Source organism: Asaia sp. Ae19-3 (assembly GCF_059801175.1).
The window spans coordinates 236,614-257,159 of the sequence record NZ_JBCHWF010000001.1 but is presented as its reverse complement, the minus strand read 5'-3'; the positions used below and the strand labels follow the sequence as shown (position 1 = coordinate 257,159).

General features: G+C 57.2%; 14 protein-coding genes. 6 read left to right on the top strand and 8 right to left on the bottom strand.

Annotated elements, in window-relative coordinates; all coding sequences use genetic code 11:
- Window positions 1-141: 141 nt before the first annotated feature.
- Together AAID99_RS01020 and AAID99_RS01015 are read right to left on the bottom strand one after the other, a co-directional pair.
- The gene (locus AAID99_RS01020) at window positions 142-744 is read right to left on the bottom strand and encodes a hypothetical protein (protein ID WP_498492828.1); all 603 of its coding nucleotides are present in this window, start codon (window positions 742-744) and stop codon (window positions 142-144) included.
- Window positions 744-1,313 carry a cell wall hydrolase gene (locus tag AAID99_RS01015; protein WP_498492826.1) on the bottom strand — a complete coding sequence of 190 codons (570 nt, stop codon included), beginning with the start codon at window positions 1,311-1,313 and terminating at the stop codon, window positions 744-746. Before AAID99_RS01015 ends, AAID99_RS01020 begins: the two co-directional genes overlap by 1 nt.
- Before the next feature lie 349 nt (window positions 1,314-1,662).
- Between AAID99_RS01015 and AAID99_RS01010 the strand changes: the two genes are divergently transcribed.
- From AAID99_RS01010 to AAID99_RS01000, 3 genes are all read left to right on the top strand, one after another.
- The gene (locus AAID99_RS01010; RefSeq protein ID WP_498492824.1) at window positions 1,663-1,848 is read left to right on the top strand and encodes a hypothetical protein; all 186 of its coding nucleotides are present in this window, start codon (window positions 1,663-1,665) and stop codon (window positions 1,846-1,848) included.
- Window positions 1,849-2,041: 193 nt separating this feature from the next.
- Window positions 2,042-2,833 (top strand): hypothetical protein, encoded by a 792-nt coding sequence (locus AAID99_RS01005; protein WP_498492822.1) that lies wholly within the window; start codon window positions 2,042-2,044, stop codon window positions 2,831-2,833.
- 164 nt (window positions 2,834-2,997) lie between these two features.
- On the top strand, window positions 2,998-4,497 hold the full coding sequence (locus tag AAID99_RS01000) for a S10 family peptidase (RefSeq protein WP_498492820.1): 1,500 nt from the start codon (window positions 2,998-3,000) through the stop codon (window positions 4,495-4,497).
- Between the two features lie 90 nt (window positions 4,498-4,587).
- On the opposite strand, the gene exaC is transcribed toward AAID99_RS01000, so the two are convergent.
- Window positions 4,588-6,093 (bottom strand): acetaldehyde dehydrogenase ExaC, encoded by a 1,506-nt coding sequence (gene exaC, locus AAID99_RS00995; RefSeq protein WP_498492818.1) that lies wholly within the window; start codon window positions 6,091-6,093, stop codon window positions 4,588-4,590.
- Window positions 6,094-6,839: 746 nt separating this feature from the next.
- Window positions 6,840-8,396 carry a vWA domain-containing protein gene (locus tag AAID99_RS00990; protein WP_498492816.1) on the bottom strand — a complete coding sequence of 519 codons (1,557 nt, stop codon included), beginning with the start codon at window positions 8,394-8,396 and terminating at the stop codon, window positions 6,840-6,842.
- Between the two features lie 183 nt (window positions 8,397-8,579).
- On the opposite strand from AAID99_RS00990, the gene AAID99_RS00985 reads away from it, so the two are divergent.
- Window positions 8,580-10,142, top strand: a complete 1,563-nt coding sequence (locus tag AAID99_RS00985; protein WP_498494228.1) for an RNA repair transcriptional activator RtcR family protein — start codon at window positions 8,580-8,582, stop codon at window positions 10,140-10,142.
- Window positions 10,143-10,153: 11 nt separating this feature from the next.
- Here the strand turns inward: AAID99_RS00985 and AAID99_RS00980 are convergent, their stop codons facing one another.
- Window positions 10,154-10,954 (bottom strand): deaminated glutathione amidase, encoded by an 801-nt coding sequence (locus tag AAID99_RS00980; RefSeq protein WP_498492814.1) that lies wholly within the window; start codon window positions 10,952-10,954, stop codon window positions 10,154-10,156.
- Window positions 10,955-11,277: 323 nt separating this feature from the next.
- Here AAID99_RS00980 and AAID99_RS00975 point away from each other — a divergent pair, with 323 nt between their 5' ends.
- Complete coding sequence (locus AAID99_RS00975; RefSeq protein WP_498492812.1) at window positions 11,278-13,545, top strand: glycoside hydrolase family 3 C-terminal domain-containing protein; 2,268 nt, start codon at window positions 11,278-11,280, stop codon at window positions 13,543-13,545.
- A 114-nt stretch (window positions 13,546-13,659) separates the two neighbouring features.
- On the opposite strand, the gene AAID99_RS00970 is transcribed toward AAID99_RS00975, so the two are convergent.
- Both AAID99_RS00970 and AAID99_RS00965 read right to left on the bottom strand, forming a co-directional pair.
- Entirely contained in the window at window positions 13,660-14,613 is a 954-nt protein-coding gene (locus AAID99_RS00970) for an N-acetylglucosamine kinase (RefSeq protein WP_188424749.1), read from the bottom strand.
- Between the two features lie 93 nt (window positions 14,614-14,706).
- Window positions 14,707-17,085 carry a TonB-dependent receptor gene (locus AAID99_RS00965; RefSeq protein WP_498492810.1) on the bottom strand — a complete coding sequence of 793 codons (2,379 nt, stop codon included), beginning with the start codon at window positions 17,083-17,085 and terminating at the stop codon, window positions 14,707-14,709.
- A 389-nt stretch (window positions 17,086-17,474) separates the two neighbouring features.
- On the opposite strand from AAID99_RS00965, the gene nagB reads away from it, so the two are divergent.
- On the top strand, window positions 17,475-18,242 hold the full coding sequence (nagB, locus tag AAID99_RS00960) for a glucosamine-6-phosphate deaminase (RefSeq protein WP_498492808.1): 768 nt from the start codon (window positions 17,475-17,477) through the stop codon (window positions 18,240-18,242).
- 79 nt (window positions 18,243-18,321) lie between these two features.
- On the opposite strand, the gene AAID99_RS00955 is transcribed toward nagB, so the two are convergent.
- Window positions 18,322-20,523 (bottom strand): beta-N-acetylhexosaminidase, encoded by a 2,202-nt coding sequence (locus AAID99_RS00955; RefSeq protein WP_498492806.1) that lies wholly within the window; start codon window positions 20,521-20,523, stop codon window positions 18,322-18,324.
- Between the last annotated feature and the right edge of the window lie 23 nt (window positions 20,524-20,546).

Genomic DNA, 20,546 nt, shown 5'->3' with positions numbered 1-20,546 from the left:
ATCCCGTTTTTGTCCGTCGCTTTGTTGCTGCTGACGGATGCGTCGAGGCACATTACCTACTTCTACAGTGTTTCCTCAGACGACGAACGATCTGTTTACCCTGATAACGACGCCTACCGAGCCCCATGCATTTTGCAGTCATTAGGGCGACTTCCCTCTGATTGCCTCGCACACGTTTATCGGACGCTTGTGATTTTCGGAGCCACCCTGACAGCCCTGATAAGCGTTTTCACGGATCAATCGCCCTGAAGGCGTATCGCGTAGCGCCTCTGATAGAGACCGGGTGCAGGTTCCCCCGTTTCTCGTATCCATATCCGCCGCCGCTAAAAACATCTCGACAAACGGCCCCGGCGTGACAGGCGTCTGCACTATATGAAGCTGCGCGAATAATTTGACGCCAAACGTGCATAACCCGGCATAAAGGTCCGGGTGATTGAGCAAATGAGCATCCAGCCTCCTGCCAGCGACAATCGGCAGATTTCCCGTGTACAAGCTGTTGAGCCCATTGGCAGTACCCGCCCCATAGAGACCAACTTCACGTGTCAGATAATCAAGCAGGATGAGAGACCGGCAATCCTCCGACTCACATCGCCGCTTCGCTGCCTCGCGGGCAGCCACCGCGACGCCATCAATCGTAGGCATTTCCAGCACAGCCTCGATCGGATTCCACGCGGAAGCAGCGATCGACTCAAGCGGCGCCACCACAAAGAGAAATGATGCGAGGACCTGTAGAAAAATGCGCACTATTTCCCCCGAAAGAATTTGAAATTGCGTTCATCTAAACCCGGGACCGCAACATGGTCGAAATAGTTAGCCCATGACGGTTTAAAATTCCTCGCAGGAGCGCCTTTCTTATCGACCACACCTGTGACGCTTTCCAGACCACCTCCGATATCCTTTCCATGCTTCACGGAGTCAGCATCCTTTTCTTTAGGCATGACCTGCGGCGAATAGAAGTAAGTCGCGCCCCCACTGATATCATGGGCACGGCCTGATAAAATCTCTCGAGCTATCTGGAGGGTCTGAGAAGTTGCGGGTTGATTAGATGCATACTGTCGATGTCCGTGATCGAAGATAACCGAGGAAACACGATCATACTGGTGCGACTTCATTCGATTAACGATAGTCCAACCCACCATTGCCTGTGCTGTTGCACCGTAAACGCCGGCTTCAGACTGGATGACTGTGGCGAGCCTTGCGACATTATCCTCCGTTGCGATGGATTTACCGCCGACAATGATACCCGAAGCTACCTTGACAGGGTGGCGAAAAGCAGACGCCGCGTTACGCCCTGCGTTTCCCGTAGCTGCCATTGTCCCATGAGGATAAGTCGGAAGTAGGGGCAGCGAAGCAGGAGGTCTCAGATCCTGCTTGTTCCCGCCGCTGTACCCCGGAGGAGTTAAGCCACCTGCGGGAGCCATTTTGCCGTGAGAAAGATTACGCTTCCAATCGCGGGGAGGTCCATTTGTCATAACTGGATCCATTTTCTATTTTGGGCATTTTGCCACAGAATTACTTGCAGGTCATTCGTTTCCGAGAAGCACCTGAACTGGGCCAATCTGCATCTCGCTGCATGACGGCAGCGAGAACTTCCGCACCTTCCTGATTGAAGGCACCGAGCCGAACCTCGCTCGCATCGAGCGCTATGTGGCAGAGTCCGACATGCTGGTGACGGCCCCCGCCTCTACCATCGGCTACGAACCGGCCTTAAAAGTCGCGCATCACGCGATGGACCATGACTGCACGCTGAAAGAGGCCGCCCCGGCCCTGAATGCCGTCAGCGAGGCCGATTTCGACCGCCTAGTCGACCCGCGCACCATGCTGGCACCGAATTTGAGGGAGAAGTAAGGGAGAGCGGGCTCTGCCTCTGCTTGGCAAACGACGGGGCAGCTCGATCCGCAAGGAATATGAGGAGAACGGACATTACCGTTAACTTCTCAAAAGAAAATCTACAGGCTGCGTCACTATTGTAGATTGTTTGCATTGCTTTCTTTCATACAAGATGAGAAAAATATTTTCTCTGCAATATTAAGAGTATGAAATGATTCGAAGCGATATCGAAGCCACCATAGCGTCGCTAACAAATGAAGTTTTAGTTTCGATCGAGCAATGGCGCTCCGCGGCGGCTCTGCTAGACACCCCAATTCCTTCCATTATTGAAAAAAAATTGGATATTATAGCGAAATTAACTGAGCTTTTAGAAGCTGAAGATAATCGCGACGATGAAGATGCCAAACGCCGCCTAGACGCTTACAAGACCCTCCTCCAAGCCGCGGCTGGTATAACGGCTTTTTATGGATTTTTTTACTCTATCTACTTAAAAAATAACGAAAATACTTTCGATAATGTTTTAATATACACAACTGCTGCCGGACTATTACTTATTTTTATAATATTTGTATTGCTTAGACATATAAGCGAAAGAAAGCTCTTATCGGTAAAAGAAGGATTCTGGAAAGACATCGTTGCAATATGTTTTGCCGCTGCCATGATTTTGCTTTTTTTATTCACAATCAACCCAACAAAGCTAAGCTCTAAACCATCCGAAGATCCGCCACAGAAAAAACAACAAAATAATACAACCCCCTCCCAGAAGGTTACACCAAATAAACGAGATGAAAATCCAATCGAATCAAGTAACAATATTGGCAATAAGTTACTTTATCCTTTTCCAACCATATATATATCCAATGACTCTTCATCCTATTCCCAAACTTACCCGACAGGCGCTCCGAGACCTAATCAACCTGCTCATCCGAAACCGAAGGCCGTTCTCCAGCAAAAAGAAAAATGTGATTTTTGCAAGTGCCTTCCTATGATACCGCCGAATTAATGTTCCACTTAGGCCTCGAGCAAACACAGGCTACGTCTAGGGCCTAGCTTCCAAAGGGCGACGGCCCTTTGGCGGGTTTCAGGGCAGCGCCCTGACCTCTCTCCTTCCCACATTGCACCCCCTTCCGAGATTGTTATACTGTTCCAAACTCGAAAGGACTTTGCATGTCGCGCAAGACTCTTGTTGCGGCGTTGCTGGCTTCGGCCTGCTTCGCCCTGCCCCTTCTCCCCGCCGCCCATGCGGCTGAGCCCGCCAAGAGCGAGGCGCCGAAGGAGGGATTGGCGGCGCTGCTGCCTGCGGACTCCATCACCAAACATCATCTGACCGCAGGCGGCCAGAGCATTGCCTATACTGCCCATGCGGGCACGGTCACGCTGCGTGATAAGGAGGGCAAGCCCTCCGCCAAGGTCTTTTATGTAGCCTATACGAAGGACGGGGCGAATGCCCAGACGCGTCCGGTCTCGTTTTTCTTCAATGGTGGCCCCGGTGCGGGCACGGCCTATCTGAATCTCGGTGCGGCAGGCCCGCGCGTGCTGCAATTCCCGGCGGATCATCCGGAAGATGGCGCGCGCGCCCATCTGGCCGACAACCCGGATAGCTGGCTGCCCGCCACCGACATGGTGTTCATCGATGCCGTAGGCACGGGGTATTCGCAGCCGACCGACCCGAAAAAAGCTGCCGAGCAGTTCTATAGCGTGACCAAGGATGGCGAGGCTTTCGCCAAGGCCATTGCGCTCTGGGTCGGTGAAAACGGACGTCAGGGCTCGCCGCATTATCTGGTGGGCGAGAGCTATGGCGGCATTCGCTCGGCACAGGTGGCCGATGCGTTGCAGCAGCAGCAGAACCTTATCGTCAATGGCATCGTGATGATCTCACCCGCCATCCAGATGCAGTTTCTGGACAATACGAACAACCCGATGGCCTCGGCCATGGCGCTGCCCACCTTCATCGCCTCGCATCTGTCGCAAACTGGCAAGCTGACGCCGCAAGCGGTGGATGAGGCCTATCACTATGCGCTCGGGCCCTATCTGACCACCATCGCCAATGCCCCGCCCAAGGGCGATGACGCGAAGAAATTCTATACCGATCTCGCCACCCGCACCGGCCTGCCAGTGAATGTCATTACCAAGGAAATGGGCGAGCCCAACCCGTTTGCACATGACGTGCGCAGCCGCGATGGCCGCCTGTACGGCATTTACGACTTCACGCAGTCGATCCCCGACCCCTATGCCGATGGCATCGAGAACGGCCAGAGCCCGGAAATGACGCTCTCCGGCTTCGGGCGCGCCTATGGCAATGCTTATAGCGGCTATCTGGCCAATGAGCTCGGCTACAAGACCGATCTCACCTATGATCTGCTGAGCATGGAGGTGAACGGCGCCTGGAAATTCACAAGCTCCGGCTCACAACTGACCGATCAGGTCGGTATTCTGCGCAAGATGCTGGCGCTTGACCCCAGCCTGCATATCTTCATCGCCAATGGCTATTTCGACATGGCCTGCCCGTTCGGCACTACGCGCTGGACCAAGGACCATATTCCGGTCGGCGCCGACCGTATCGCGCTGCACCTCTATGAAGGCGGCCATATGCTCTATACCCGCCCTGCCAGCCGCGCCGCGCTCACGCGTGACGTTTCGGCATTTTACACCGATACGTCGAAGTAAGACGATCGGGCGCGGGGTTTATAAGCCCCGCGCCCTGGCGGGGTACTACCCCGCACCCCGGAAAGGGTCGGAAGCCCCTTCCCTCCCGTTTCAGAAGAAACCGAGTTTCGTTTCGTTGTAGCTGACCAGCAGGTTTTTTGTCTGCTGGCAATGATCAAGCAGCATCTTGTGCGTCTCGCGCCCAATGCCCGATTTCTTGTAGCCGCCGAAGGCTGCATGGGCGGGATAGGCGTGATAGCAGTTGATCCAGACACGACCGGCCTGCAGGCCGCGCCCCATACGATAACAGATGTTCGCATCCCGGCTCCACACGCCTGCCCCGAGCCCGAACTCGGTATCATTGGCAATGGCGAGCGCTTCTTCTTCTGTCTTGAACGTGGTCACAGCCAGAACGGGGCCGAAGATTTCCTCCTGGAAAATCCTCATGCTGTTATGGCCCTTGAAAACCGTCGGCTCGATATAAAAGCCTTTCTCGAGGCCATTACCCAGTTTCGCCGCATTGCCACCCGTCAGCACCTCGGCACCTTCTTCCTTGCCGATCTGGATGTAGGACAGGATCTTGTCCTGCTGCATCTGCGAATTCTGCGCACCCATCATGGTTGAGGGATCAAGCGGGTCACCCTGTTTGATGGCCCGGACGCGGGGCAGCACTTTTTCCATGAAGCGGTCAAAAATGGATTCATGCACCAGAGCGCGGCTCGGGCAGGAGCAGATCTGCCCCTGATTGAGCGCAAACATGGCAAAACCTTCTATCGCCTTGTCGAGATAGGAGTCATCTCGATCCATGATATCGGCAAAGAAGATATTCGGTGATTTGCCCCCGAGTTCGAGCGTCGCCGGAATAAGGCTCTCTGCCGCCGCATGGGCGATGGTCTTGCCCACACCCGTCGAACCCGTAAACGCCACCTTGGCAATGCGCTGGCTCCTGGCGAGATAATCGCCCACCTCACGACCGGTGCCATTGACGATATTCAGCACACCGGGCGGGAAGAGATCGCCAATAATATCCATCACCACCAGAATACTGGCCGGCGTGGTCTGGGCGGGCTTCATGACCACGCAATTACCCGCAGCCAGCGCCGGGGCGAGCTTCCACGCGGCCATCAGGATGGGGAAATTCCACGGAATAATCTGTGCGACAACACCGAGCGGCTCATGAAAATGATAGGCAACAGTCGTGTCGTTGATTTCACCCAGACTGCCTTCCTGAGCGCGGATACAGCCGGCGAAATAACGGAAATGATCGATGGCGAGCGGAATATCGGCGTTGAGCGTCTCACGTATCGGCTTGCCGTTATCCCAGGTTTCAGCGCGGGCAATCAGATCGAGATTGGCCTCCATCCGATCAGCGGCCTTGAGCAGAAGCAGGGCGCGATCAGCGACTGAAGTCCTGCCCCAGGCCGCGCGCGCTTGCTCGGCGGCATCCAGCGCCTGGTCGATATCCGCCGGGGTCGATTGCGGCACCTGACAAAGCACACGGCCATCAACAGGAGAGTGATTATCGACATACTGGCCGGCAACAGGCTCGCGCCACTGCCCTCCAATGAAATTGCCATAGCGTTCGCGGAAAGGGGGCGCAGCCTTCAAGCCGGACATGACCATAATCCTCTTGCTGATGGCGATACCGCTTCAGGGGGATTGTACCGCATGAGCGCCAGGAAAGGCCCTGCAAGCACCGCCTCGAAACAAACTGACGTTACAGTTAACATCGGCTGTGAGAGAACCACGAATACCGGAACAAGGTTACTCACCCTCGCGCGAGGTCACTGCTTCGTGAAAAACAGGTCGCTCCTGAGGAGGGGGACGTTAGCGCGCAAAGCGCCAATGCCGAAAAACAAGTGGGGCGGAAGTTATCTAAGCTACCTGCATGAAGCAGAGCAGGGATTGATCCTGCGCCTCCCGTCAGACGGGGCTCTACCTGTAATTCCACGAGCATTTTCTCGACACTGGCGCTTTAACGGGAGGACAAGAATAACGCCGGAAGCCATTGAAACTGTATTCCGGCACGCATTCCTCCAGACAACCCACGCAACGTCACCCTCAGGCGACGCGTCAATCCTAGCAAGAGCGCCTCACCGCGGCCATGACACATCAGAAAGATGACAAACAGTCGGGTACACCCCTTCTGTCACAGCCATTCACTGCATCTGATACGCATGACCGCAGATCGGCACCGGGAGACAAGGTATTTTGACGGAAACTCAGTTAACAGCTGTATTCCGCCAGGCATTCTCCCGGCATGACTTCAAACCCTGACGACCAGATCGTAACGAAATAGAATAACCTTCGCGACAAAGTGCAATCCACTCGACCTGACCCTCTCTGGCATAAGCCAGGGTTATTCAAAGAACCTCTCGTTCAATCTCCTTCACCCAATAGGCAGCACCAGCTTCACCCGAAGCAAAAGCCGCCATCTGGTCGAATACGGAGTCTGAAAACCCTCCGATATTCAGAATATCCTCTCGCTCACTTGCCTGGCTCGTGCCGTAAGGCTGTATGTCGATGCAGACCAGACGGGCGCGCGGGCAACGCTGCTTCATATTTTCCCATTCGCGCATCAGAGCCGTGCCACAAGCATTGCGATCGACGCTCATCCAGGATTCGTTGTCCGAGATGAAAATAACCAGATCGGCGCGCTCCTTCCTCTCGTTCAACCAGGCCAGCGGTGCGGCACAATTCGTTCCGCCACCACCAATGGCTGCAAGGCGTGTGGCGTTGGTCATGATCGTATCGCGTGGCTCGAGCGCCACATCGCAGACACCCCGCTCGAATGGCAGGACAAGCGCATCACGATTGATCCGCTTGATGGCAGCCGCCACCAGTGCCGCCACATCGATACAGCGTATTGTCGTCGTGGCCCCCGGCCGATAACCGGTGACGGGCGAGGACATCGAGCCCGAAACATCAGGACAGATCACAACACGCCCTGCGATGCGCGGTACATTCGACACCGACAGTTCCATGGCATCGTGCAGCGCATCAGCCAGAGCCGGATCGACATCCGGTGACAGCGCACGCAGCGTGGCCATCAACTGATACGGCATGGCCTTTGCCGCCCCTATCCGCTCGGGATCGCGCAACGTGGCGGCCGCACAGGCAACTGCCTCGGCATTGCCGAAAGCACCATTGCGGGTGAACATATTCAGCCCCTGCCGCAGCGTCTGCCAGGTTGCCCTACGCGCCACCATCTCCCAATGGGCGCCGGTCAGATCCAGACCACCCAGAAGCTGAAACGGTACGTCTGGCAAGACGTCACTCTGGCCGCTACGAAAAGCAAGCAGAGCCTGCACATTCTCTGGCAGCAATGCGGTGTCAACAGGCCGACCGATCAGCCAGGCATAGAACGCCTCACGACCCGGGTCCCGCGGATGCGGATGCACCATGCGAATCACGTTGGCCAGAGAAGGAGACTGCCCGACCGAACCCGACAGAAGCTGCGCGTCCGTTGCCCGGTTCAGCCAGTCCTGCACAAGCGCTTTGGGCCGAGACCCCAGGGATTTGCGACCAACCTGACCTGAGCGCATGATCTGAACAAAGTTGCGCAGCATCTTGCCACTGGTCACAATCCGGAGGAACGCCTTTGTAAAAAGAGCTGGATCACGCAGCGACAGCACAGCAAGAAGCACACATGGCGTGTCCTTCATATGACCCCGTTCGCGCACATGGACCGCAGCCCGGGCCAGAAAACCAGGGCTGACCTTCTGGGCCAAGGCAATCAGTTCGCGCATCTGCGATGCCGCATCCCTGTAATACCCGCCCCCAAAAGCCCCGGTCATGGCAAGCTGTGCCAGCTTATGCGGCGCAGCCAGATCGTAAGCGGGAGCGCCTGAGTGGTTGACACCAGTGCTCTGCGCCACAGGCCGCCCGTTCGAAGATGCAAACAACGATCTGTTTGCCATGACCCTGTTTCCTTTCCTGTTCACCCCCTTGTTTTAAGGGGGCGACACCGAACCGGAAAGAAATATTCAAATTTCTCTTAGTCATCTGTTTTAAAAGATAATTCTTCTGGATCCACCTATTTGCGATCAATATTACTGATATGTTAGTATCGCTCTTTATCCAGGAGGATCGTTTTGGACAATGTGGTGATTGGTTTTCTGGGCACGTCTCTCGATCAGACACGCCGAAGCTGGCGCCCGAGTCTTCAGCTCTGTTCGCAGCCTGATTTTCCACTTGCTCGCTTTGAACTGCTCTACGACCCGCAATACAGGAAACTCGCCATGAGCCTCGCACAGGATATCGAGGCAGAGTCACCGGATACCGAAATGCGTCTCATCGAATTTCCTCTGGATAACCCGTGGGATTTTCAGGAGGTCTATGGAAAGCTCTATGACTTCGCCGAGAAATACGGCTTCGACGAAAATCGTGAGCGCTATCATGTCCATCTGACAACTGGCACACATGTGGCACAGATCTGCTGGTTTCTACTCACGGAAAGCCGCCATATCCCGGCGGCACTTCTGCAGAGCGTCCCGCCTTACAAGACCGATACCGCCCGTGGCGGGATCGATATCATTGATCTCGACCTCTCGCGCTACGATGCCCTCCAGCATCGCTTCGAGGCGACGGCAAGGGCTTATTCCAGTCGACTGCGCGGTCATATTGATACTAAAAACCGCCCTTTCCTCAAGCTCATCGAGAGGCTGGAGCAGGTTGCCTCGCTGTCAAACGATCCGATCATGCTCGTCGGCGAGACGGGCACCGGCAAGACCACACTCGCAGTGCGTCTCCACGAGCTGAAATTACAGCGCCGACGTCTCCGGGGACGACTTGTCACCGTCAACTGCGCTGGCCTGCAAGGCCCTCAGGCCATGGCGACCCTGTTCGGACAGAGGCGCAATGTGACAGGCCTCGCAGGAACCGAGCGCGCTGGCTTCATCAGCGAGGCAAATGGCGGCATGCTCTTTCTGGATAATATCGACTGCCTGCCTCATGCCGAGCAGGGCCTGCTTCTTGACGTCATCGAAAGCGGTACTTTCCATCCGCTCGGCGCCGATACCCCGCTCACCAGCCGCTTTCACCTCGTCGTGGCGACGAGGCACTCCCTCGCCGAACTGGCACATAACAAGCTGATCCGCCCCGATCTTCTGGCGCGCCTCATGCTGTGGGTCTTCCCACTACCAGCACTGCGTGCCCGTCCGGACGATATGGAAGCCGAAATTGCCCATGAGCTCGAAAAAGCCGAAAAGCGCCTCTCCCTCAAGATCGGATTGAACAAGGAAGCCCATGCCCGCTATCTGCGGTTTGCCCGCGATGCAGGCACCCTCTGGCCCGGCAATTATCGCGATCTAGGGGCCTCGATAACCCGGCTCTGCACCTTGGCCGAACGCGGACGCATCACGCTGCCGATGGTGGATGCCGAAATCGCTCTACTACGAGAACAGTGGCGCGCCTTGGCTCTCGATCCCGATCAGGCATTGCTTGATAGCTGCTGCGACGCACCTGATGCCGTCGATCCGTTTGACCGGGCACAACTCGCTGCGGTAGTCAGGGCGTGCCGCGCATCCGCTTCTCTTTCTGCCGCAGGACGGCAGTTATTCGCCGTATCGCGACAGGGGAAGACCAGCCAGAACGACTCAGACAGGTTGCGAAAATATCTTGCCCGTTTCGGTCTGGACTGGGAGCAGGTCACGAAGAGCGGCTGAACGCCCCGCTATCATATCTCGCCAGGGGATGGGCTCAGCACAGGGGCAGCGAAACGCCGGTTTTGCAGAACTGGCAAAGCCTGACGCGCCTTATGCAAGCTGGCAGGGTCAAGCGTCTCGAACACCAGACCCGGCGTGGCGCCGCGCGCCGCGATGACCACTCCCAGTGGGTCGATGATCATGCTGTTGCCGATATTCTGCGGGCCACATTCCCCTGCCCCCAGCACGAAACACGTATTTTCAAGCGCCCGCGCCGCAAGCATGAGCTGCCAATGGCGCTCCTTGGATGGCCCGCGCAACCAGGCTGCCGGAACCACGATAATGTCAGCCCCCGCCAGCGCCAGATAGCGCGCCATTTCGGGGAAGCGCACATCGTAACAGGTCATGAACCCGATCTTCATGCCATCTAGCGTCAGGACAGGAGGCAACTCATGACCCGGTGCGATCAGCCGCGATTCCTGCATGGCAAAGGCGTCATAGAGATGCAGCTTCTGATAAAGCGCAACGCAGAGGCCATCTTGCATCACGACCAGCGTATTATGAAACCGCCCTGACCCATCGGGCACGTTGACGCAAAAGACGAGCATGATGCCTTCGCTCGCAGGGAGGAGCCCCGAAACAAAAGGGCCATCCAATGGCTGCGCGGTGCGCAGCACGTGGTCAGGGTCTGACGGATCGCGCGCCAGTATTCCTTCCGGCAGCACGACGAGCCGCGCCCCACCGGCTTTCGCCTCGGCAATCTGCGCAAGACAGAGCGCCAGATTGTCTTCCCATGAAGGCAATACCGCAAATTGCCCGAGCGCCACGCGCATGAGTGTCCTCCCCTCTTCATCCTGCTGCCCGCAAGACTAACCCCTGCCTCATCACGGTCAAATCATTTTCCATTCGCAACAAGTATCTGCCAGACCTGCTGGCAAAGCCGAAACAACCATCCAGAACTTACGCGCCATCCCGTTCTTCGAGACAGAAGAGACAAAACTAACCGTGATCACGGCAACCTTACCTTACAGCGGGTCGATAGAAATATCTGGTTGACCACCAGTTCTCTTCTTCACCTTTTCCACGTCACGCGAGGGGATCTGGTTTGACAGGATGAGAGAGATTTTATCTCTCCGTGCCTGAGGAGAAAAAGATCATGTCCTCCCGTCTGAAAACTGGCCTGCTCGCAACAGCGCTCTGTGCGCTTCCGCTTCTGAGTTCTGCCGAAGCCAGATCTGCGCTCGATGAGCGTGTTGATGCCACACTCGCCAAACTAGACCGCGCACAGCTCGAAGCGCTGATCGTCACCCATATTCCCGAAATGATGCAAAACCCTGCCGCTGCCGGTGATGCGCAACATGCAGCCGCGTGGTCACCCGCCATGCCCGAGCACGGCATTGCCGCCATTACCGAGACAGACGGCACGATTGGCGTAGGGGCCCGCATTCAGGATTCACGCTATGAGAGCACGGCCTATCCGGCGGCCCTCGCCAGCGCCGCCTCATGGAACCCCGCCCTGCTCGAGGCCCTTGGCCGTTCGGTCGGGCGTGATGCGCGTGATCGCGGTTTCAATATCCTGCTCTCGGGAGGAACCAATCTCACACGCGACCCGCGTGGCGGGCGCAATTTCGAATATCTGGGTGAAGATCCGCTTCTGGTTGGACGTCTTGCCGGGTTTTATGCCAGAGGCGCTCAGTCAAACCATATCCTTGCCACCATCAAGCACTTCGCCCTGAACGATTACGAGACAGGCCGCACGCAATATGACGTGTCGATCCCGCGTGAGGCGGCGATGGAATCCGATCTGCTTGCCTTCAACATCGCCTTGCGCATCGGCAAGCCCGGCGCCGTCATGTGCGCCTATAACATGGTCTGGGGTGACTATAGCTGCGAGAGCAAACCGCTCCTGACCGACATCCTGCGTCGTCAGTGGCATTATCCCGGCTATGTCATGTCCGATTGGGGCGCCGTTCACAGCACGAAGAAGTCGGCAGAAGCCGGTCTCAACCAGGAATCCGGCGCTGAGATCGACACGGCAATCGGGCTTGGCGGCACGGGAATGCTGCAGGACACGCCCCTCTCGGCAGAGACTACCAGCCGCATCGCCGCCGCCATAAAGAATGGCACCTTGTTCGCTCAGGCGTTCTACGCCCCCGGGCAGCTCGCTTCGGTCGTATCTGACCAATCCCTGCGCGCCATGGCGCGTCCCATCCTCTACGGTCTCTTCGCCACTGGTGCCGAACAACCCCTTGAGAAAAAGCCAGTCGATCGGGCTGAGGGCTACAAGACGGCCCTTGAGGCCGCCCAGCAAGGGATCGTTCTGCTCAGGAACGAGAAATCTGCCCTTCCTCTGTCAAAATCGATCAGATCGATTGCCGTGATTGGTGGCCACGCTGACAAGGGGGTGATCTCAGGAGGCGGCTCTCCCACGGTTCTGCCCTTTGGCGGCAATGCGATCCCGCAAAAAGGCGAGCAAATCATGTCGCAGCAGGTCTGGGACCCCTCTGCGCCCCTCACCTATATGCGCCGCCTGGCACCGCAGGCTGCCATCTCCTTTACTGAGGAAACCGACCTGACGAAGGCCGAGCAGGCGGCGAAGAGCGCCGATGCCGTGGTGCTTTTCATCGCCCAATGGTCAACAGAAGGGCGTGACCGCGCCACGCTGTCGCTTACCGCCGCCCAGAACAAGCTGATCGCAGCCATTGCGCGTGCCAATCCGAATGTGACCGTCGTGCTTGAAACCGAAGGGCCGGTGCTGATGCCGTGGCTGGATCAGGTGCGCGCCGTTATTCAGGCCTGGTATCCCGGCAGTGCCGGGGGCGAGGCCATCGCGCAGATCCTGTTTGGTGACGTCAATCCGTCGGGCCATCTGCCGCTCAGTTTCCCGTTTTCGGAAAATGACCTGCCGCGTCCGGCTCTCCCGGTTGCACCGCCTCTCACGGAGGGGCGCCCGGCCAGTTTCAGGATCGCCTATAATGAAGGCGCGGATGTCGGTTATCGCTGGTTCGCCCGCACCGACAGGAAAGTGCTGTTTCCGTTCGGCCACGGGCTATCCTACACCCGCTTCACTTACGACCACCTCATCGTCAAGGCAGAACGCACGCCTTCCGCAGCGGTGACGATACGCAATGACGGAGACCGCGATGGCAGCGACGTTGTGCAGCTTTATGCCGAAGGTCAGGGCATCGGGCGCCGTCTCGTTGGCTGGCAGCGCATCTCCGTGCCTGCCCATCAAAGCCGGGACGTGACAATTCCGGTCGATCTCCAGACCATTGCCCGCTTCTCCCAGAGCGATAATCGCTGGCATGTCACACCGGGCAGCTATCAGCTGCGTGTTGCCCATTCCGCCGCAGAGGAAGGCCTGACCAGCGCGATCCTGCTCAAGGGCACCACGATTTCTGGCACCGAACCGCGTTCTGAATGATGTCTGCGGCCTATTCTTTGCCGGTGAATTTTACCGGCAAAGAGTGCCAACAAACTCTGCCCTTTCATGCCCGCCTCCATAAGGCGGCGGGCACCCAAAAACCGTCAGCACCTTTCAGGAAAGCCCCTCGGCCTCGAGCGAAACGGCAAGCTGCGCGATAAAACGCTCATCGGCTTGCCAGCCCGCAAGCGAGGCGGCAACCAGAACAGCGCCCCCGATAGGCGGCAGACCGGGAGCCAGAGGCGCGCCACATTCCTGCGTCAACGCCTCACGCAGGATCGCGCTCCGCATGGTGCCCCCCGCATAACTCCAGCGAAGGGTTTCACCACTCAGCCGGTGACGCAAACCGTGTACATGGCAGGCAAGCGACTCTGCTGCCTCGGCAAAAATCTCACGCGCGATCTCGCAGCCCTGTTCGGCAAATCTCCCGATCTCGACGGCGAGAGCCGCTACCGAGGGGCGTACCTCAACGAGATTGGCATACCATTCCTGAAGGGCGCTGCCACACAGCGCTGCATCCTCCGGCCATCCCTGCAGAGCGGCAAAGCGTGAGACAAAGCCGGATTCATCTGTCGCACGACCATCCAGACATTGCGAGAGACGCGCCAGCGCCAGACGACCAATCCAGTAGGCACTCCCTTCATCGCCGAAAAGACTGCCCCAGCCACCGACACGGGCGGTCTGCCCATCCTCACCCATGCCCCAGGCCATCGACCCGGTGCCAGACAGCAGCAAAATGCCTGGCCCGTTCAGAAAAGCGCCGCGACAGGCCATGTCGACATCGTTGTGGATACTGTGAGGCGCCGGGCAAAGGGTTGCGAGCGTCTCGGTCAGTTCACGGCTCAACCGGCCACTTTCGCCAAATCCAGCCATACCGAAAGCGGCTGCGGCAAGATTTTGCTGCTGCCCCATCATGAGACCCGTCAGGACTGCGCGCCATTCGGGCACGTCGAACGGGTTCGACCCACCTGCCTTGCGCCACGCCGCTATGGTCCCATCCTGACGCACGCGCAGGAGCAGGGTTTTTGTACCGCCGCCATCAATGGCGACTATCTCGGTTTTCTGCACGTTGGTTCCGTCTTTAAACCGTTGAAACGCGCCCGGAACTTCTCCGGGCGCGCGTATCGAGTCAAGCAGGGGATACCCGGACTCACACCAGTGTCAAAATCCCGTCGAGAGTGAGACCAGTGCCGCAAAATTGCCGCCTACGAGATAGATCGGCGATCCTGCCTTTGTTGTATTCCCGTAGATTCCCGTTCGCGACTGGGTGCTGGTGACAAAACTCGCCGGCGCAGAGCGATAGAGATTATTGCCGACATTCACGAGATTGAGCTGGATCTTCGGTCCATTCAGATGGGGCACATGCGGCAGTCTGTAGCCCAGAGTGATATCCGACAGCACATAACCAGGCATGCGCTGGTCATTCATGAAGCTTGAAAATTGCGAGCTGATATAACGCAGGCTGAAATTGCCGAAAAACCGCTTGTTATCGTCATAGGCGAGCCCGACCGACGCCGTCACATGAGGCGTGGCCACCATGGTTTTTCCTGCCGTAGGCAGATAATCGATAACCGACTGACCGGCCGCATTGGTAGCCGAGACCGGAAGGTTGTTATCGGTTGTCGCATGCAGATACTGCGCCGAGACATAAGGGCTCAAATGATGCCAGGGCTTGAGACCGAACTCGCCCTGAATGCCGCGTATGGTCTCGCCACCGACATTGATCGGCATGGAGACAAGCGTATTGGTGCCAGGAATATAAGAGGTCGAGCTGACCTGATGATTGGTCAGGTTCATATTGAAGGCCGAAACCTGAAAATGAATCAGTGTGCCGTTATGGCGATAGCCGATTTCCTCTCCAATGCCGTACTCTCCCTTCAAATTCCCCGGCTGGGACGTCGCACCCACCGAGTTGGGGTCAAAGATCTGGCTGTAGGCCTGCACCGAGGCAGGGGCGCGAAACGAGGTCGTGCCATTGATATAGATCTGATCTTTGGAGGTCAGTGAATAACTGATTGCCACCTGAGGCAGTGGCGCAAAATAATTGCGCACCGTCTTGTAAGGGTCTGCCCCCGGCACGTCATTCGTGCCCTGACGCGATACCATAACGGTGCGGAAACCCGCGCTGAGCGTCAGCCTGTCATTCAGCAGCTTGAGCGTATCGGCGATATAGAGCGCATTCGTCTGCTGCATGAAGTTCAGATTATAGCCACTCAGCAGCGCCCCTCCCGGCACCCTGATGCCATAGGCGCCATAGGAATTGGCTGCTTTCCCCGAGAAATCGACCGTCGCAAAGGTCGAATGCTCCTCATGCATGGCGTAGGAATACCAGTAGCCGCCCGACAACGTGTTATGCCCCGACGTCCAGTCGAGCGACGTATTGACCGCGCCCACTTTCTGGTTCCACGGGTCAACGGCCACCGTCGTGACCTTGCCATTGGTGACATAAGGCTGGTTCAGATCGCCATAGACCTGTGTGCCGAAGGTGCCGCCCGATGCAGGAATATTCTCACCGCCCACAGCCGGACCATATTGATGCACGAAATAGGGAGTGACACTGAGCTTGAGACCGCGCGCCAGCGTGAAATGCGTCGGCACCACCACGTCGAGCGAGTTCAGGTTGCTTAGCTGCAGCTTGTAATAATTGGCATCACCGGGCGTGTAGTGATCGCTATAGCTCAGCCCCTCACCCCATTGCTTCCATTGTGCAGCGGTCGGCGAGCGGAAAGGTGTCTGCTCCTGACGGTTATAGCCGAACACGGCCGTGACCGAATTGCCATCACCCCATTCCTTCAGGAATTTCGCATCGACATGGTAACGCTTGAGCCCGCCGGGGCCACGCCAGTTATTATTGGATTGATGCGAAAACGACATGAAGCCGCGAATGCCCGTTTTGCCGATATCGCCCGTGTCGAGACGCAGAAATTCCTTGTTGGCGCTTTTATTACCGCCCATCAGATTGATGAAGCCCCCATATTTATGAGACGGGTTCATGGCTGTTGCCGAGATCTGCCCGCCGACAGCATTGAATGTCGGCGCGTTCAGATCGGGTGATCCCTGAGACACCGTGACCGAACCGAGATTTTCGGTATCGACCAGCATAGCCGTATAAGGTTCATAATTGATGGGGTCGGCCAAAGGCGCGCCCTCGAACAGATAGCCGATCTGGCTCTGGTTCATACCGCGCATGGTGATGTTATCGCCCGCCGTCGCAAGAGGGCTCTGATTGGCATAAACGACGCCCGGCAGATTGGCGATCATTGAAGAGATGTTGCCCGTTGGCGCCTGCTTGGCGATGAAATCACGCGTCACACCGCTTTGCGAGCGCGGCGCGGTCTGTTTTGGCATAAGACCGCCACCCGGCGTGGTGTTGCTGGTGCCATCGGCATGTCGGCCCGCAGCCTTGACGGAAATTTCCTCGGCCTGAGGGTTCGCCCCCAGGACCGACCCTTCAGTGGCACTGCCGGATTTGTGCCTGAATGAAACAGGCTTGTGCTCTTCGCCTGCCGCAGGTGCCGCAAATGCCGACAGATTTCCCATCGCATAATTTATTCCGATTACGGAACAAAAAAGAAGTAGATCGCGTCTCATATGCCGCATGGTCAACTCCCGCCGGTTGGGCTCTTGATTTTGAAGTGACGTGGAACTCGCAAAAGAATTCGTTTCTTTACCGCATTGTTCCACTGTATCGAAAAACGTTAGACGGCAAATTTCTACCCTGCAATTGTTTATTGTTGGAATTAAGTATTTTTCTCGAAAATCTAGAAAATTTCCTGATTTAAATCATGTTGAACAACGATTCTGCGTGATGAACACGCCCTATGGTTTAATTTGTCTCGATAAACTAAGTGGGCCTTTTTAAAGGGAGGGCAGAGCCCCATATTCCCTGACGGTTTCCTACCGCTCTTTTTGAAGGATCATGCTGTTTCATGCGCCTCCTCATCATGCCAGACCCGCATTCCGCCACACGATTCGCTGCGAATGAAATAGCCAGCCTGATGATAGAGCGCCCTAATCCCGTGCTCGGCCTTGCGACAGGGCGGACGATGGAAGGGGTTTATCGCGACCTATGCGGAATGCATCGCGAAGAAAGTCTCGATTTTTCGACCACGACCAGCTTCAATCTGGATGAGTATGTCGGACTGAGCGCAGCCGACCCGTGCTCCTATCATCATTACATGAATGCCCTGCTTTTCAGCCATGTAAACAGCAGGCCCGACGCCATCCATCTCCCCGCAGGAGACGCCCCCGATCTCGACGCCGAATGCATAGCCTATGAGGAGTCCATCAGGGCCAGTGGCGGCATCGATCTGCAACTGCTAGGTATTGGCGATACAGGGCATATCGGTTTCAACGAGCCCCCCTCGCCCTTTGACAGCCGCACACGCTGCGTCACACTCAACCAGAAGACACGCATCCAGAATGCAGCGATGTTCGGAGGCAATCCCGACGCTGTACCGACACGCGCCCTCACCATGGGTGTCGGCACCATTCTGGAAGCCCGCCAGTTACTGCTTCTGGCCCTCGGGCAATCGAAAGCCGCCATCATCGCCAAGGCGCTGGAAGGCCCGGTCGGGCCGCAGGTCAGCGCCTCGGCGATCCGCCTGCACACGCAATGCACGGTCATTCTCGATGAAGAGAGCGCTTCAGCACTCAGTGCCGAGACACGCAAACAGGCGCTTTTCCAAAAGAACTAACGCCGAAGACGGCCAAATTCTTATCTGACCTGCGGAGACAAGCCTCATCGGGGAGCAATTACTCCCCGATGAACGACCGTCATTTCGCTGCGGAGACCAGTGAACGGATGCCGGGCACAATCGCGATAAGCAGTCCGCTTGGTGGCTGGGGCTGAAGGCTCGATGCCTCATGATCGGCACTCGCCGCGTAGGCCTTGTCCTGCTCTGCCAGAAGCGCATTGGCATGATCATGCCATGCACGGCTCTTTTCACCTGGCTGCAGGGCCTCGAGACCCAGCTTCGACAGAGCCGCGATCTGGCTCGACACGGGCTTGGCTTCATTCACGCAATCGGGGCCCGGCAGTGCCTGGAACGCGATATCATTGGCTTCATAACGCGCCAGTTTTTCCTGCAGTGACGCGACGACACTGCGATCACCCCCTGCATAGCGCGCCGCCAGCGCATTGAACGCATTGCCTTCGAAACTATCGGCAGACGCGATGGCGGCTGGCGAAAGGAGTATGGCCTCGCCCTTACGATCCGCCAGTCGATTGATGGCATAATTGCGCACAGGCACGGTCAGGGCGACAAGCTGGGTCAGAGGCACAATGTTCTGCGGCGTCAGACGCGCGATCATGCGCGCCTGATGGTCAGATGCCTCAAGACCGAAATGCTCGAGCGTGTTCAGCACCTCGGGCAGGCGTCGGTTGAGTGCATCCTTGTCAGTATCTGACTGAGGCGACCAGAACCGCTCTGCAATGGCAGCCGAACGCGGCCAGAGCCGCTCATCGACCATTTCATCCGAGACGATTTCGGTCCAGAGCGGCGCCTCGCCACCCAGCACGAGTTTTTTCTGCGCCTCGTCGAGAGGCGGCGCATTCGGATCGCGCATGAACGCTTCATGCAGCGGCTTTTCATTCTTCGCTGGCGCCCTGAACGCCAGACCATCAGCGCGCGTGTCATAAGGATCGACGGCATAATGCGTCGATGAAGGCGTCAACAGATCGAGATAATAGCCCGAGGACACCACAACCGGATGACCGAGCCTGGTTGCCGTTCCGACCCATTTCGAGCCACGCCAGGCCTCGACCACGACATTTTTCGGGATGGGCGCCTCACTGACCTCGTCCCATCCCATCATGATCTTGCCATCGGCACTCAGGATCTTCTCGATCTCCGCCGTGAAGGCCGCCTGAAGCGCGGGGGCATCGGCGAAACCATGGGCTTTCATATAGGCGGCAATCTGCGGATTATCGTTCCACTGCCCTGCCACAACTTCATCGCCGCCGGTGTGGAAATAGCGATCAGGGAAAAGCGCGGCCATTTCACCGAACAGCGTTCGGGCAAAACCCAGCACCTTGTCGCTGGTGGGGTCCATGGCCGCCATGTTGAGATCGGGATGTTTCGTGCAATGGGTCGTCACCTCGTCATTGCTCGAGGCGACCCTGCAATCCTGCTGCCAGTCCTGAACCGTTGGCACAGGATGCTGTGCCGCCAGATCGGGATAGGCCGTGAGAATAGCCAGGGTATGACCGGGCACATCAAATTCGGGCACGATGCGTATGCCGCGATCGGCTGCATAGGCAATGAGCTCTTTTACCTGTTCCTGCGTGTAATATCTGCTGTGCCCGCCAAGTTGCTGCAGAAGCGGCAAGCGCTTGCTCTCCACGCGAAAACCCGTGCCGTCGCTCAGATGCCAGTGCATCACATTGAGCTTGGTCAGTTCCATCGCATCGAGCTGGCGCTTGAGCGTATCGAGCGACTGGAAATGGCGCGAAACATCCATCATCAGCCCACGCCACTTGAAGCGCGGCGCATCGACAATATGCCCCTGCGACAGAACCGGCACAGCGCCATGTGTGTCGATCATCTGCAAGATCGTGGCGAAGCCATGTATTACCCCGGCAGGACCATCTGCGTTGAGTACGATCTCTTTCGACGACACATCGAGCGTATATCCCTCGCGAGCATCGAGTGAGAGATACGCAGGGTCTTTTCCCACCGTAATTTTGAGCAGAACGCCGGATTTGGCGCCCCCTTTCCCCGACGCGATGCCTAGCTGGCTCAACCTTGACTCGAAACGGGCCATCGCGCGTTTGAGCAGGGGCGAAGGCGCGTGCGTCCACACCACCTCTGGCAGCGCAGACAGGGCAATAGCCTGCCCGTTCAACGAAGCCTGCGCCGGTTCTGGCATGAAAACAGGCGTCAGGGGGGCGGCGTGCGCCCTGTCGGTCGCAGCGCAGGAGAGCAATAACGCACTCAATGCCAAACCGGAACAAACTGACAGGCGGGAAAGGACCATGGCGTTCAACCTTCTTTTCCTGA

Coding starts and splice junctions, on each gene's coding strand:
- AAID99_RS01010 (WP_498492824.1), top strand. CDS start 1,663: ATGCTGGTGACGGCCCCCGCCTCTACCATCGGCTACGAACCGGCCTTA.
- AAID99_RS00955 (WP_498492806.1), bottom strand. CDS start 20,523: ATGGTCCTTTCCCGCCTGTCAGTTTGTTCCGGTTTGGCATTGAGTGCG.
- exaC (WP_498492818.1), bottom strand. CDS start 6,093: ATGTCCGGCTTGAAGGCTGCGCCCCCTTTCCGCGAACGCTATGGCAAT.
- AAID99_RS00980 (WP_498492814.1), bottom strand. CDS start 10,954: ATGCGCGTGGCGCTCGGGCAATTTGCGGTATTGCCTTCATGGGAAGAC.
- AAID99_RS01000 (WP_498492820.1), top strand. CDS start 2,998: ATGTCGCGCAAGACTCTTGTTGCGGCGTTGCTGGCTTCGGCCTGCTTC.
- AAID99_RS00975 (WP_498492812.1), top strand. CDS start 11,278: ATGTCCTCCCGTCTGAAAACTGGCCTGCTCGCAACAGCGCTCTGTGCG.
- AAID99_RS00965 (WP_498492810.1), bottom strand. CDS start 17,085: ATGGGAAATCTGTCGGCATTTGCGGCACCTGCGGCAGGCGAAGAGCAC.
- AAID99_RS00990 (WP_498492816.1), bottom strand. CDS start 8,396: ATGGCAAACAGATCGTTGTTTGCATCTTCGAACGGGCGGCCTGTGGCG.
- nagB (WP_498492808.1), top strand. CDS start 17,475: ATGCGCCTCCTCATCATGCCAGACCCGCATTCCGCCACACGATTCGCT.
- AAID99_RS01005 (WP_498492822.1), top strand. CDS start 2,042: ATGATTCGAAGCGATATCGAAGCCACCATAGCGTCGCTAACAAATGAA.
- AAID99_RS01015 (WP_498492826.1), bottom strand. CDS start 1,313: ATGGCAGCTACGGGAAACGCAGGGCGTAACGCGGCGTCTGCTTTTCGC.